Raw genomic sequence first — 15,121 nt, forward strand, 5'->3', positions numbered from 1 at the left:
TCGTCAACTTATTAGGGGCAATTGCTGCCTATTGCCTGTTTCCAAAGAAGCCGTGTATCAATGTACAAGGGACTATTGATACACGGCTCGCATTGTTCTGAATTCGTCGAACTCACGTTAATTAGAAGAACTCTTATAAAGAATTACTTTTTCCAATCTTTATATGGATAGATACGCAGCGAAGAATTGTAATACTTGCGATCACCAGTAACTTCTTCTCCCAAAAAACTGGGGTGTTCAAAGGATTCGGTTTCGCTTTTTAGTTCCACTTCTGCCACAACCAATCCATCGTTATCGCCATGAAACTCATCGACTTCAAAGACATGATTGCCGACTGGAACTAGCCAGCGCGTTTTATCTACTATCCCTGGCTCACAGAGCATCATCAGCGAGAACGCTTCATCCTTTGTAATTTCCTTTTCAAATTCGTAGCGCGACAATCCATTATTCCGACTTGGTCCTTTAATCGTCAGAAATCCCTGTTCATTGCGCAAACGCACACGCACGGTACGGCCCTTCCCCGAACAGATATATCCCTGAATGATTCGAGAATGGCTCGTGGCCAACGATTTGTAGTCGCCGGCCACGAGGAATTTACGTTCAATCTCAAGCGGCATACGTCAATTTGCTAAGAAAGAGAATAAAGCAAGAGACAACACCACTATAACAATCAGGCCAATAAAGATACCATTAACAATACGGCGAGCTTGCCGTTCTTGCTTCGCATCGCGAACCTGCCTCTTTAGTTTCTTTTTTTCGCTCATAGTATAAAGGATAATAGTTAGTATTTGTTAGATATATTTCAGTCTTTATTTTCCGTGCCTGCGTATTCCATGAGATAAGCCTTGATAAAGCCATCCAGCTTACCATCCATTACGCCCTGCACATCACTGGTTTGGAATCCAGTACGATGGTCTTTCACGCGGCGATCATCGAACACATAGCTTCGAATCTGGCTACCCCATTCGATTTTCTTTTTGCCAGCCTCAATAGCTGCCTGCGCCTCTCTTCTTTTCTGAAGGGCACGGTCGTAGAGTTGGGAGCGAAGGAGTCGCATAGCGTTCTCTCTGTTCTCCAGCTGCTTTCGACTCTCCGTATTCTCAATGAGAATTTCCTCCATCTCGCCTGTATCAGGGTCGGTGTATTGGTAGCGCAAGCGCACACCAGTTTCCACCTTGTTGACGTTCTGTCCACCAGCACCACCGCTTCGGAAGAGGTCCCAACTGATTTTGCTAGGATCAACTTCAACTTCTATATTGTCATCGACTAACGGTGTAACGAAGACGCTGGCAAAGCTGGTCATACGTTTTCCCTGTGCATTGTAGGGCGAAACACGCACCAAGCGGTGCACACCATTTTCGCTCTTCAAGTATCCATAGGCATAGTCGCCCTCCATTTCGATGGTGCAAGTCTTGATACCTGCTTCGTCACCTTCTTGAAGGTTGGAAATACGCACCTTATAGCCATTGGCTTCCGCATAGCGCAAATACATACGCATCAGCATACTGGCCCAATCCTGCGCCTCTGTGCCTCCTGCTCCAGAATTGATTTTCAGAACGCAGTCCATACTGTCCTCTTCCTCACGAAGCATATTCTTGAGTTCGAGCGCCTCGATTGATTCTATCGTTTTAGCATAGGTAGCGTCCACTTCTTCCTCCGTGACCAACTCCTCCTTGTAGTAATCGAACGCCAAGGTCAGTTCATCGATCATTGTTTTCACTTCTTTGTAGCCCGTCACCCACTTTTCGATACCTTTAACCTTTTTCATCTGTTCTTCTGCGCGTTTAGCATCGCTCCAGAAGTCAGGGTCTTGGGTACGAATTTTCTCTTCCGCCAGCTGCATTTCTTTAGCGGGAATGTCGAGGTAACGGTGGAGAGCTTCCACACGATCTTGAGTTTCTTTGAGTTGTTCTGAAGTAATCATTATTCAGTTATAAGTCGGACAAGATTCTTATTTTCTTTCGTTTATCAACTGCAAAGTTAATAAATAAATGCCATTAGTGGGCGTATTGCAATTCGGCCTTACGATAGATCTCTTCGATCTTTTCCGCATAGCGTTGGTAAACCACATTACGTTTCACCTTGAGCGTATTTGTAAGTTCGCCGCCCTCCACGGTGAAAGGTTCGGGCATCAGTACGAAATGTTTGATTTGCTCATAATGCGCTAAATCTTGTTGCAACGTGTCGATACGATCAGCAATAAATTTCATCACTTTCGCATTCTGACACAATTCTGCCCTCGAGTTGTAGATAAGTCCTTCCTTGATGGCAAATTCCTCCAACAGTTTGTAATTAGGAACAATCAGAGCACTCACAAATTTACGTTTATCGGCCACGATGACACATTGTTCAATATATCGATCTATTGCCATTTTGGATTCTATCATCTGCGGTGCAATGTATTTTCCATTACTTGTTTTGAAGAGGTCCTTTATGCGCTCTTTCAGATAGAGCTCACCATCTTTCATATAACCTGCATCGCCGGTGTGAAACCAGCCATCTTCGTCAATAGCAGCTCGGGTTGTATTATCTTTACGATAATAGCCCGGGGTGATAGTTCGGCCGCGCAGAAGAATTTCGTCGTTCTCTCCAAACTTAATTTCAAGTCCCTTTATGGGTTGTCCCACAGACCCGATTGTCATACGTTCACCCTTATGGTCGTTGCTCACTGTAGCTGTCGACTCTGTTAGGCCGTAGCCCACCAGCATATAGATACCTACGGCATGTGCAAACTTCTCCACCTCTGGACTAACGGCAGCTCCCGCTGTGGGGAAGAAATTAGAATTTTCGAGTCCAAGCGTTTTTCGAACGAGTTTATAAATCGTACGGTCATAGAGTTTATACTTCAAGGAAAGTCCTAATGGTGCCGTTTTCCCTTTTGAAGCATAGTCAGCCCAATACTTCATACCTGTATCTAAAGCATTCTGCATCAACTTACGTTCGACCAAAGAAGCTTTTGCAATTTTTTCTTGAACAGCTTGATACACCTTTTCCCAGAAGCGTGGAACTGCCGCCATACAAGTGGGGTGAACTTCCTGCATCGACTGCTGTACATCCGTCGGTCGGAGATTGATAGCCAACTGTGCTCCTTCACTCAGACACAAGTAGGACCATGCACGTTCAAAAACGTGAGTAAAAGGCAAGAAGTTGAGCACAACATCCTTATCGCTAAGAGGCAGATTCTCATCATTGCGAATAGCAGCCTCATCGTACATAGCATAGGTCAGGATAACACCTTTGGAATTGCCCGTTGTACCGCTGGTATAGAGAATATCGGCCATGTCGTCGAACGATGCCTCGCTCTTGCGTTGCTCAATTTCTTTGTCGTAGTTGCCCACTTCTCCCAACTGGAGAAATTCGTCAAAATAGATGGAAAAGCCATCTGATTCGCGGCGGCGCACATGACGATCGAAGATGATAATACGTTGAATGTTGTTGCACTGATGAATCACATCGGCAGCAGTGTCGTACTGCTGTTGTTCTCCCACAAAAAGATAACGCACTTCTGCATCGTTCATCATATAGATGACTTGCGCACCACTGGAGGTGGCATAGAACGGAATGGAAACAGCACGGATACCATAACCGCCGAAAGCCACAAATAAGCTCTCGGGCTTATTCTGCGAGAAGATAGCGATGCGCTCTTGGCGCTCCACTCCGAGAGCCAACAGCGAACGACTAACGGCCGTCACTTTTGCCGAAAATTGATTCCAAGAGATCGGCAGCCAACGGTTCTGCTCATAACAGCGATAGGTCATAGCCGTACGATCGCCATACTTCTTTGCTTGCTCAGGAATGAGGACTGAGAGGTGATGTCTATTCAGCATAACGCTTATATTTATTATATGCGAAGTTACATATTTTTTATAAAAAGAGTGGAAGGAGTAAAGAAAAAGCATCCATCGAGGCTTTAAAAGTGAATTTCAGTTTCATTACAATCCTCTTCATCCATCCAAAAATACTGTCATTTTTCTTTACAGAGAGAATTCACAAATATACAGATGATAGAGCACAGAAAGTAAGGACAAAAAAGGCGGATTATTGTAGTCAAAAATATCCTTATAGCGTCAGCCTGCGCAATAAGGAAGTCAGCTGACACAATAAGGATGTCAGCGAATATCCTTATTGTATTTTTATATCCTACTACTTCGCTGAAAAACAAATAATTACAGACTATCAAAACAACAAAAAAGAACCGCCACTAAAAGTGCTATGGCAAGAAGCAGAAATGTATTGAGAAAGGGAAAAACAAAACGCGACAGCCCTCAGAGGGCTATCGCGCTTGAACGAAATATTTTGCAGTGGGGACTGAATAGTCTGAATAGTGAGTTATCACTCCTTGACGTAGGCTCGGATAATCATAATATCATCTAAAGGGCGATTGTTTTCAGGATTGGTAGGAACGGCCTGAATGTCCTCAATCACGGGCAAGCCACTAAAGATTTCTCCGAAGACGGTGTACTGACCGTCGAGATGAGGGGTACCTCCCGTGAAATAATAGAGGTCGCGGACGGAATCGGGCAAAGCCACACTATCGCCAACGGCTTGTTGCACGCGTTGCCAACGCTTCATAAGATTTTCAGGTGTAAAGGTTGTGCCCCAAACAATATAGAATTGGCTACCAGCACTCCTGCGTTCGGGATTGACATCATCACCTTCGCGCGCCATGGCCAGCGCACCGCGCACATGATAGTGGAGCGGACGCTTGGGGTGCCCAGCATCGCCAACAGGAAAGATTTCAGCGGGCAGCGTATAGCCAGGACCTCCCTCTCCTATTTCTTGCGTGGCTGTGGCCTCATTGCGGGTTTGCGGGTCGCCACCTTGCACCATAAAATTGGCAATGACACGATGGAATTTCGTACCATTATAATAGCCATCATTCACGAGCTTCAAGAAATTATCGCGATGAAGGGGTGTGTCATTGAAGAGCACTACCGTGAATGGGCCAGCTGTAGTTTCGAAGCGCACCTTTACGCGCTTGTCGTTCGCAAAGGAGAAAAGCGGCAAAAGGAGCAAGAAGAAGAGAATGCGTTGCATAAGGCGTGCGGAATGGTTAGGAAACTGTGTTATTTGGCAGCAGCAGGTTGGAGCCCAGGGTTCACCTTTCGCCTCTCTGGAGTTTCTCCGCTGAGTTCAGCAGGCGTTGCTTTTACATCGTTCTTACGAGAATAACGGCTCACACTGAGCAGCACACCGATATAGAAGCTATTGATGAGCGTGGAAGTACCACCACGACTAATCATCGGCAGCGGCTGACCCGTTACAGGGAATAATCCAACAGCTACCAGCATATTGAGGACGGCTTGGCAAACCAAGAGCAGGGCAATCCCCATGGCCAGAAAGGCAGGAAAATTGCTCTCGCATCTCTTGGCTATGCGCCCCGCTCTATAGAGCAGAACTACATAGAGAAACACCACCAAGAGTCCGCCCCATAGGCCTGTTTCCTCAATGATAATGGCATAGATAAAATCAGAATAAGCCTGACTGAGGAAATCTCTCTCTACACTATTGCCAGGCATCTTGCCCACAAAATTAGAAGACGCGATAGCGATATTGGCATGGGCCACCTGAGCGTTCTTATCGATGTCGTAATCCTCAGGAAGAATTTCTCTGTCGTTATTATTGAGTTTTGTTTCAATGCGCGACTTGGCCGTTTTCATACGTCCTGTACCCGGCAATTTATAGAAGGCACTATCTGAAGGAACAACAGCCACAATTGCCACGACAAGGGCTATCAATATGGCCCAAAAGCCCAGAAATTTTCCTATCTGGTTCCAAGGTACGCGTCCAATGATCATCATAAGCAATACAACCCCCAGCAGCAATGCGCCAGTTGAGATATTGTCAAAAGCTATCAGGAAAACCACGGGAACAGCTAATCCAACAATGAGTTTAAAAGCATTTTTGTGTGCTCCATTCTCACGCTGCGTCTGTGCCAATATCAAAGCTACCGACATGATAACCGCTCCCTTTGCCAACTCCGAAGGCTGAAACTGGAAGATGCCTAAATCAATCCAACGTTGAGCTCCATTCGTGGTGGCACCAATGACCCCCACGAGTAAGAGAGAAAAGACGCTCACCGGATATAAGAAAATGGGGAATGCGCGAAAGAAACGGCAGGGTATGGAATGGAAGAAAATGACCACCATAGTCCCCACAGCGAGAAACATAGCCTGACTGGTGAGCGGAACCCAAAAGCTGCCGTTTTTGTATGCTAACGAGCTACCCGCACTATATACTTCCACCAAAGAGATGACGCAGAGGAAGAAATATATAATCCAAATGACGGGATCGCCCTTAAAGAGATTCTTGATTTTATTCACGATCTGTAATGACTAAAGGTTGAACTTTGTTAGGCCAACTCTCTTACGCGCGCCTTGAACTGCTCACCGCGATCTTCCATATTATGGAAGAGATCGAAACTTGCGCAGCAGGGTGAGAGCAATACCGTATCGCCCTTTTGAGCCAAACGGGCGCAAGCTTTCACACAATCGGCCATAGAGTGGGTATCTTCCACAGGCAAACCGAAGCTATCAAAGAAATCATGGAGCTTCTTATTGTCGGCACCGAGATAGACAAGGGCTCTACATTTTGTTTTGACCAATTCGGCAATTTCATGATAGTCGTTGCCCTTATCCTTCCCCCCGAGAATGAGCACAGTAGGCGTTCGCATGGCAGCAAGTGCCCAGTAGCAAGCATCCACGTTGGTGGCTTTAGAATCATTTATATAATGTACGCCGGCAACATCGCAAACTTTCTCCAAACGATGTTCCACACCAGGAAAATCGCTCAGACCTTCGCGTACCACCTCAGGAGCTACGCCTGCCGAAAGAGCAGCGAGCGCTCCAGCCATTGAATTGCGGAGGTTGTGCAAACCTGGCAGAGAAAGTTCGTCGGCATCCATCTCAAAAGAAACAGGCTGTGAGATTTTTAATAGGTTATTTTCCTCATAAGCCACCGCCCCTTCTTTCGGTGTATCGCTAAACTCAAGCATACGCGCTGGTGAGTTGTATTTATGCAGTTCGTTGGGAACCCATTCGTCCTGCGCCCAATAGATGAAAGTATCTTCCGGTCGCTGATTCTGCAAGATTCGCATCTTGGCATTGACATAGTTTTGCATCTTAAAGTCGTAGCGATCGAGATGATCGGGCGTAATATTCAGAAGAACAGCAATATCTGCGCGGAAATCGTACATATTGTCCAACTGGAAAGAGCTAAGTTCGATGACATACCATTCGTGCTCTCCCTCGGCCACTTGCAGCGCAAAGCTCTTACCAATGTTGCCCGCCAAGCCTACATTGTAGCCCGCCTTCTGCAGGATGTGGTAGATGAGAGACGTGGTAGTGGTCTTTCCATTTGAGCCCGTGATGCAAATGGTCTTTGCATTGGTATAGCGCCCTGCAAATTCAATTTCGGAAATAACAGGAATACCGACAGCCTTTACTTTCTGAATCATTGGTGCTGTATCAGGAATACCAGGGCTCTTCACCACTTCATCGGCGTTCAGTATCAACGCTTCGGAATGATGCCCTTCTTCCCAAGGCAGGCCATAGCTGTCGAGAAGTCTTTTGTAACTATCCTTTATCGCTCCCATATCGGAAACAAAAACGTCGTATCCTTTCTTTTGGGCCAATACGGCAGCGCCCACGCCACTTTCGGCGGCTCCCAACACAACTAAACGCATCTTCGTAAACACTTTATACTTGTTGCAGTTTTTATCGAATTTTCAAGGTAATAATAGTAGCAGTGGCCAAAAGGATTGTTGTAATCCAGAAGCGCACCGTAATTTTGCTCTCATGCCAAGCTCCGCGTGGCCAGTTTTTGAATACATAGGAACATTTCGGATCGAGCTGTGAGGGCAACACACGGAAATTATCGTGAATAGGTGTGCGCTTAAAGATGCGCTGAACAAGCCCTTTTCGTTTTCCTAACTTGAAATACTCCACTTGCAAAATGACGCTCAAACTTTCTACAAAGAAAATGAAACACAGAATGGGGAGCAGCAATTCCTTGTGGATGATAATGGCCATCACACCAATAACACCGCCAATGGCAAGCGAACCAGTGTCGCCCATAAAGACTTGAGCGGGATAGGCATTGTACCAAAGGAAACCGATAAGGGCTCCAACCATGGCACAAATAAACACCACCAATTCCTCAGAACCAGGAATGAACATGATATTTAAGTAGCCGGCCAACTGAATATGACTGGATACATACGCCAATATACCCAATGCTATGCAGATAATGGCTGAGTTTCCAGCAGCCATACCGTCCATACCATCGTTGAGGTTGGCCCCGTTGGAAACGGCCGTTATCACAAAAATAGTAACGATAACGAAAAGAATCCAACCTGCAGCTTGCTTGTGTTCTCCCAAGAAGGAAGTAACCTGCGCATAGTCAAAGTTGTTACCTTTGACAAACGGAATCGTAGTTTGCGTAGATTTTACGGGCCGACTCTTATGGGTTACAACTGTTACATTGTTGACAGTGCGCGTCTCTACATTTTCACGAATCACAGCATCCGGACTAAAATAGAGTGTAAGACCAATGGCGAGACCTATCAACACTTGCCCCACTATCTTGTAGCGACCAGACAGACCTTCCTTGTTTTTCTTAAAAATCTTGATATAATCGTCCAAAAAACCCAAGAGGCCGAACCATACGAGGGACACGAGCATCATTATCATATAGATATTGCGCAAACGCCCTAAGAGCAAGGCGGGCACAAGCGTTGCAACGATAATGATGATACCTCCCATAGAGGGCACATTGAGCTTCTGCACTCCGAAGGGGTCGATACTGGCGTCGCGCTGCGTCTCACTGATATTGTGGCGCTTCATCCAGCGGATGAAGTACTCTCCGAACCAGGCTGAGATAACTAAAGCCAACATCAAGGCTAACAGGGAGCGGAAAGAGATATAGCTCCACATGGCTGAACCTGGGACACCATAATTCTCTAAAAAGCGAAAGAGATAGTACAACATAATGATTCTATTCTTTTTGTGGTTTTTTCATAGATTTATTCTAGACCAAAAGCGGCACGAATCTCTTCGTGGTCATCGAAATGATGCTTCACGCCCTTGATTTCTTGATAGGGTTCGTGACCTTTTCCTGCCACGAGGATAACATCACCTGGTTGAGCCATCATCGCTGCCGTACGAATAGCTTCGCGGCGGTCTACGATAGAGATTACTTTCTTCTTCTGGTCCGCATCGAGGCCAGCGAGCATGTCGTTGATAATATCTTGCGGATCTTCAAAACGAGGATTGTCGCTGGTGATGATAACTCTGTCGCTTCGGTTGGCTGCTTCTTGCGCCATCAAGGGGCGTTTGCCTTTATCGCGATTACCGCCAGCTCCACACACAGTGATAACGCTGGCTTTACCCTTCACTATTTCGTTGATAGTAGTAAGCACATTGATAAGTGCATCGGGCGTATGAGCATAGTCGACAATTGCACTCACCCCATCCTTTGAGCGAATGGCTTCGAAGCGGCCATTGACGGGATGAAGAGTGGACATCACGCGCAACACCTCCTGTGGCTCTTTGCCCAGCATAATGGCAGCACCATAAACAGCGAGCAGATTGCTCACGTTGAAACGACCGATGAAGCGCACGCTTACTTCGCGACCATCAATGTCGAGAAGCATTCCCTCGAGAGATTCTTCGAGAATACGCCCCTTGAAGTCTGCAACAGTGCGAGTGGAATAAGTTTTAATGGTTGCTTTCGTATTTTGAACCATGACCATACCATTGCGGTCGTCAGCATTGGTTATGGCAAAAGCATCTTTATCAAGCCCATCGAAGAACATTTTCTTAGCATTGCGATAGTTCTCGAAGGTTTTATGATAATCCAAGTGATCACGCGTAAGATTGGTGAAGAGAGCACCTACAAAGTGAAGTCCACCGATACGCTTCTGCTGAATAGCGTGAGAAGAGCACTCCATGAAAGCATATTCACATCCAGCCTCAACCATACGCGCCAAAAGTTCGTTGAGTGTAATGGGATCAGGCGTGGTATGGTCGGCAGGTACCGCTTGGTCGTCAATATAGTTGCACACCGTAGAACAAAGTCCCACCTTGTGCCCGAAGGCGCGATACATATTATAGAGAACCGTGGCGATAGTAGTTTTTCCGTTTGTTCCCGTTACGCCAACAAGTTGCAACTTGCGACTGGGATCGCCGAAGAACTCTGTAGCCACTTTTCCGACGGCATCTTCTGTGTCAGCAATGCGAACGTAAGTCACGCCCTCCAACAGTTCAGCGGACAACTCATTGCTTTGCAATACGGCAATAGCTCCCAATTCGAGAGCCTTAGATATAAAGGCGTGACCATCGGTCTGCGTTCCTTTCACAGCAATGAAGAGGTCTCCTTTCTTCACTTTGCGAGAGTCCATCTGTACGCCAGTAATCTCTATGTCCATATTCCCCTTCGTTTCAAGAGGCTGAACTTTTACTAAAACGTCGGTAAGTTTCATATCTTTTTATTTTTTCTTTTTGTCGGTTGTTTTCTTGTCTTTCGAAGAGGACTGTGTCGAGTTTTTCGACTTAGTGGTCGTTTCCTTCGATTGAGTTGTTTTCGCTTTCGGCTTTGTAGTCTGCTCCTTTGTTTTTGCCGTATTTCCTTTGGGCTTCAACGCTGGTTCCTTAGGTTTATCTTTCTTGTTCTTATCCTTGGAAGATCTGTCGGGCTGATTCTTTTCTTTAGGCTTAGCAATCGCCTCTTTCTGATTTTTCTTATTGCTTTGTTCTTTCTTGGGAGCTGACGGTGCAGGCTTCTCTGTCGTTGTAACCGTTTTCTTCACAGAAGACGTAGTGGAAGGCGTTTGTTCCGCTTGAGTAGAGCGTTGTACACTATCTTGCCCACTTTGTTCTTTTTGAGCACGTTGCTCTTCTATCTTACGAATACTATCGGTCTGTTCCACATTCGCTTTCCCATCTCCCAACGTCAGGGAGATAGTTTCGCCCTTCTTAAAAATATAACCTGGAAGCAGACTTTGACTGGTTACACGCCCCACTCCGACAACTCGCACTTTCAATCCCATTTGCTCTAAACGGAAGAGAGCATCGCGCAAACCATAGCCGCGCAAATCTGGAACTGTATTAGAAGCTGTCACGGTGCGATCAAGCGCAACACCATCATGCTGCGTATTTGAAGAACCCCATACGACGCTCTCGTTTTCTTTCGCTAAACTATTGTTCACCTTAACATTTAGCTCATCTAATACGTGTTGAGCTGCAACAATATCTCCAGAACATACAACAGGAGAAGCAATGTTATTAGTATCACGTGCTGTTCGGTAATCGGACTTACGGTCGAGCGCCATTATGCTTTCGGCCACTCGCTTAAAGACGGGGCAACAGTCGATAGCTCCACCAGCAGCTCCATCCTTGTTCACACAAACAATCATAGAGTACTTCGGATTCTCAAAGGGGAAGAAACCAGCAAAAGATACGAGATAGGCCGTTGTTCGGCCGTTGGAAGTCCACACCTGTGCTGTACCCGTTTTTCCTGCTATAGAAACAAGCTTCGATGCAGCTTTCTTACCCACTCCGAGTGTCACGACTTCGCGCAAACAGGTTTGTACGTCACGCACTGCCTCTTCTTTAGCCATGTGTTCTCGCTGTACGATAGGTTCAAAAGTTTGTACAGGTTCCCCGTTGTTTAGAATGGCTTTGACAAAACGCGGTCTCATCATCTTACCATTATTGGCAATACCATTATAGAATGCCAACGTGGAGATAGGTGGAATCTGCGTTACATAACCTATACTCATCCAAGGGAGGTCAGTCTTCGCCCAATATTCTCCTTTTTGTCTCGGCCCAATGATGCGCGGCTTGGCATAGCCTGGAATAGGCAAATGCAGGTCATCGCCCACACCCGTATTCATAATACCATCGACAAACTTCTCAGGCTGATTGCGATAGAACTTATCAATAAAATAACTCACACCAACATTGGAGGAGTATTGGATACACTGACGCGCCACCATACTGCCATATCCGCCAGAGCGCCAGTTGTGGTCTTTCATCTTACGTCCATACATATCAACAACGCCTCCCCCCACATAAACGGGGTCATTGAGATGGAGATAGCCATCATTAAATGCCACGAGGAACGACATAGGCTTAAACACAGAGCCTGGTTCCATGAGGTTACTAACGGCTTTGTTCTGTATCTCCATAAATGAACCATCACCAAGTTGCGTTAGACTACTAATGGCTTTCACATCGCCCGTGGCCACTTCCATTAAGATACAAACGCCAAAATGCACTTTGCCGTTATTCTGTGCTTTGATATGTTTGAGCTGGTCGCGAAGAGCTGTTTCGCAAATGTCCTGCATCTGCACATTGAGCGTGGTTTGCACGTCATAACCGTTTTGAGCTGGCTGATCCACAATACTCAAATAGTGATCGAGCACCTTTTGTCGATGATAACGCCCTGGAACTCCGCGCAATGTCTTGTCGAAATAAAGTTCCAAACCACTGCGGGCCGAATCTTTCCCCTTATAGAGGTCGCCCACTGTGCGAATTGCAAGATTCCCATAAGGATTCTTACGCGTCTCAAATTTTTCTACATGGAAACCGCCGTAATAATCGGGTTTACAGAACACGGGCAACTGCTTCACACGGCGATATTCAATGTAAGAAACACGACGCTTCAACACCGGCCAATTCATGCGCTGTTTTTCTCGCCCCTCCGCCAGATGTTTTTTCATTTCGGCAGGCTCTACATCGGGGAATATTTTGTGTAAGCCCTGACAAATCTCGTCTATATGATTCTGAAGCAATGTATCTCTACGAAACTGGTCTTTGATGCGGCGCACCGAATCTTTTTCAGACGACATAAAGTCGAAATACATCTTATATTCTGGAATTGAAGCCGCCAGGAGTTCTCCATCATCGGAAAGGATATCGCCACGCGTTGGGCGTAGCACCTTATTCTCCTTTCTAAAGCGTTCGGCCACAGCCATCCAGTAGGGCTTCTTAACGGTCATGATATAAGTGGCCTTCCCTATGATGAGAATGCCTATCAACGTCATCACAACGGCTATCGCTGAATAACGCGGAATCACTTTATCTTTTGGAAAATTCATTGTGCGGTATCCTCTTCTGTTACGGGCAAGGAATAGATGGGATCTGTTGACACTTTTAGAGCAGTGTCGGAGAGATGCTCTTCAACAACGCTTGGACGTGTCAATTCTTTGAGCTGACTGGAGATTGTCAGAGCCTTATAGCGGCGGTCGAGCAAGGTATCTTCCAGTTTGGTAGATTCTATCATCTCTTTTTGGCAGGCATAACGATTGCTGATATAAAAGATACACATCACTACTACCAGCACGATAAACCAAAACTGACGGCGAAACCAACCACTGGCTAAAATATCACCACCCAGCACTGTGCGCAACGACACATTGGTATGCTCATCATCTTTATCAGAAGTGAGAGTCCGCAAAACCTTGCGTGCTTCTGCATCTGCGGCACGATCTTCCTGCTCTTCGCGCTGTTTCCTTTCTTCGCGAAGTCTTTTAGCTTCGAGACTTTGTTCTTCTTTCTGCTGCGTGTCTTTATCGTTAGACATAGATTTTTTCTTTTTTACGAGAATAGTGTGATACAGAAAAATGGAGTAGAGCTAAAAGGAATCAAACCTTCAGTTTTTTCACTTCATTTCCACTTTTTCAGCTATTCTCAGTTTAGCACTACGGCTGCGGGGATTGCGTTCTTGCTCGTCAGCATCGGGAATAATAACTTTATTATTGACGGGACGCAAAGGAGAAAGACGATTACCAAAGAAATCCTCTTCCACCTTCCCTTCGGCATTGCCTGAGCGCATATAGTTCTTCACCATACGATCTTCCAATGAATGGTATGTCAACACCACAAGACGGCCACCCGGTTTCAGACAATTGATAGCTGCATCAAGCATATCGTGGAGGGCTTCCATTTCGTGGTTCACCTCGATGCGTAGTGCTTGAAACACTTTTGCCATGTCTTTCTTCTCACGATTGGCTCCAATGAGAGGGCGCACCAATGTGATGAGATCATTTACAGTAGCAATGGGATGGTCTGCTCTCCCTTTCACTATGGTATTGGCCAATCGGCGACCATTCTTTAGTTCACCATACAGCCAAAACAGGCGGGCAAGTTCTTCTTCCGAATAGCGATTACAAACATCGGCAGCCGTCAGTCCGTCGCGCTCATTCATACGCATATCCAGCGGAGCATCGAAACGAAACGAGAAACCGCGGGATTCATCATCGAAATGATGGGACGAAACGCCTAAATCAGCCAACAAGCCATCAATGCCCTCCACGCCATAATAGCGCATCCAATTACGAAGATACCGGAAGTTACTACGAACAAAGGTAAACTTTTGCTCATCCGCAGGGATATTTTGTTCGGCATCCGCGTCTTGGTCAAAGCTATACAAATGACCTTTAGAACCCAGCCGGCTGAGAATCTCGCGACTGTGTCCACCGCCACCAAAAGTAACATCCACATAGATGCCTTCGGGGCTGATTTGAAGTCCGTCAACACTCTCTTTCAAGAGAACGGGGATATGATATCCAGGAGCCGTAACTATCATAGCGGTGTAGACATTAATTGCTGTAAAGATTCTGTAAAATCGTCTGAACTGAGAAACGGCTCTACAGTGCGAGCAGCATCCCAAAGTTCGATGCGGTCGTCAAGACCCAAAAAGACGGTCTTACGATCTTCGCCCAACAACGCCTGAAAACGACGGGGTACAATGAAGCGCCCATTGGCATCAAGACTAAACACCTCAACATCGCTCAGAAATTGCCGAAACAGCATGGCCTCTTTCGGATTCCAACGATTCAAACGATTGCGCAATTCAGCCACTTCTTGTTCCCAAGAACTATAGGGATAGATGACCAAGCAGGGCTGATAAATATCCTGCTTGAGCACATAACGCTGCTCTCCCCCTTCGGCATCGGCCTGACGGCGGAAGTCGGCGGGAAAGAACAGACGCCCTTTTGCGTCCATCTTTGCCTGAATTTTCCCTGAGAATTGCATGACTGAACGAATCTTTCCGCAAAAGTAAGGACTTTTCCCCACATTTCCCCACTTTCTGTTAGAAAATCTTTTATCAAGCTAAT

General features: G+C 46.2%; 12 protein-coding genes and 1 pseudogene. 1 reads left to right on the forward strand and 12 read right to left on the reverse strand.

Translation table 11 applies throughout. The features are described 5' to 3' along the window. Positions 1 to 101, forward strand: a pseudogene (locus ABLA33_RS06700) (IS982 family transposase); the annotation flags it as partial. 42 nt (positions 102 to 143) lie between these two features. Here ABLA33_RS06700 and ABLA33_RS06705 read toward each other — a convergent pair. From ABLA33_RS06705 to ABLA33_RS06760, 12 genes are all read right to left on the reverse strand, one after another. Further along, positions 144 to 617, reverse strand: a complete 474-nt coding sequence (locus ABLA33_RS06705; RefSeq protein ID WP_311490552.1) for a CYTH domain-containing protein — start codon at positions 615 to 617, stop codon at positions 144 to 146. Between the two features lie 185 nt (positions 618 to 802). Then, positions 803 to 1,924, reverse strand: coding sequence for a peptide chain release factor 2 (prfB, locus tag ABLA33_RS06710; RefSeq protein WP_347719706.1), 1,122 nt, complete (start codon positions 1,922 to 1,924; stop codon positions 803 to 805). Between the two features lie 73 nt (positions 1,925 to 1,997). Further along, positions 1,998 to 3,827 carry a long-chain fatty acid--CoA ligase gene (locus tag ABLA33_RS06715; protein ID WP_347719707.1) on the reverse strand — a complete coding sequence of 610 codons (1,830 nt, stop codon included), beginning with the start codon at positions 3,825 to 3,827 and terminating at the stop codon, positions 1,998 to 2,000. Positions 3,828 to 4,332: 505 nt separating this feature from the next. After that, positions 4,333 to 5,037 carry a peptidylprolyl isomerase gene (locus ABLA33_RS06720; protein WP_315091711.1) on the reverse strand — a complete coding sequence of 235 codons (705 nt, stop codon included), beginning with the start codon at positions 5,035 to 5,037 and terminating at the stop codon, positions 4,333 to 4,335. A gap of 29 nt (positions 5,038 to 5,066) precedes the next feature. Continuing rightward, positions 5,067 to 6,323, reverse strand: a complete 1,257-nt coding sequence (locus ABLA33_RS06725; RefSeq protein ID WP_347719708.1) for an FtsW/RodA/SpoVE family cell cycle protein — start codon at positions 6,321 to 6,323, stop codon at positions 5,067 to 5,069. A gap of 29 nt (positions 6,324 to 6,352) precedes the next feature. Continuing rightward, positions 6,353 to 7,684, reverse strand: coding sequence for a UDP-N-acetylmuramoyl-L-alanine--D-glutamate ligase (murD, locus tag ABLA33_RS06730; protein WP_347719709.1), 1,332 nt, complete (start codon positions 7,682 to 7,684; stop codon positions 6,353 to 6,355). 31 nt (positions 7,685 to 7,715) lie between these two features. Continuing rightward, on the reverse strand, positions 7,716 to 8,987 hold the full coding sequence (locus ABLA33_RS06735; protein WP_347719710.1) for a phospho-N-acetylmuramoyl-pentapeptide-transferase: 1,272 nt from the start codon (positions 8,985 to 8,987) through the stop codon (positions 7,716 to 7,718). 35 nt (positions 8,988 to 9,022) lie between these two features. Then, positions 9,023 to 10,480 (reverse strand): UDP-N-acetylmuramoyl-L-alanyl-D-glutamate--2,6-diaminopimelate ligase, encoded by a 1,458-nt coding sequence (locus ABLA33_RS06740; protein WP_347719711.1) that lies wholly within the window; start codon positions 10,478 to 10,480, stop codon positions 9,023 to 9,025. A gap of 6 nt (positions 10,481 to 10,486) precedes the next feature. Then, positions 10,487 to 13,099 carry a penicillin-binding transpeptidase domain-containing protein gene (locus tag ABLA33_RS06745; RefSeq protein ID WP_347719712.1) on the reverse strand — a complete coding sequence of 871 codons (2,613 nt, stop codon included), beginning with the start codon at positions 13,097 to 13,099 and terminating at the stop codon, positions 10,487 to 10,489. Next, on the reverse strand, positions 13,096 to 13,584 hold the full coding sequence (locus ABLA33_RS06750; RefSeq protein ID WP_347719713.1) for an FtsL-like putative cell division protein: 489 nt from the start codon (positions 13,582 to 13,584) through the stop codon (positions 13,096 to 13,098). Before ABLA33_RS06750 ends, ABLA33_RS06745 begins: the two co-directional genes overlap by 4 nt. A 78-nt stretch (positions 13,585 to 13,662) precedes the next feature. After that, the gene (rsmH, locus tag ABLA33_RS06755; protein WP_347719714.1) at positions 13,663 to 14,589 is read right to left on the reverse strand and encodes a 16S rRNA (cytosine(1402)-N(4))-methyltransferase RsmH; all 927 of its coding nucleotides are present in this window, start codon (positions 14,587 to 14,589) and stop codon (positions 13,663 to 13,665) included. Further along, positions 14,586 to 15,038 (reverse strand): cell division/cell wall cluster transcriptional repressor MraZ, encoded by a 453-nt coding sequence (locus ABLA33_RS06760; RefSeq protein ID WP_311490563.1) that lies wholly within the window; start codon positions 15,036 to 15,038, stop codon positions 14,586 to 14,588. The genes rsmH and ABLA33_RS06760 overlap by 4 nt, the downstream gene beginning before the upstream one ends. Positions 15,039 to 15,121 lie beyond the last annotated feature (83 nt).

This window comes from uncultured Alloprevotella sp. (assembly GCF_963536905.1).
Taxonomy (GTDB): domain Bacteria; phylum Bacteroidota; class Bacteroidia; order Bacteroidales; family Bacteroidaceae; genus Alloprevotella.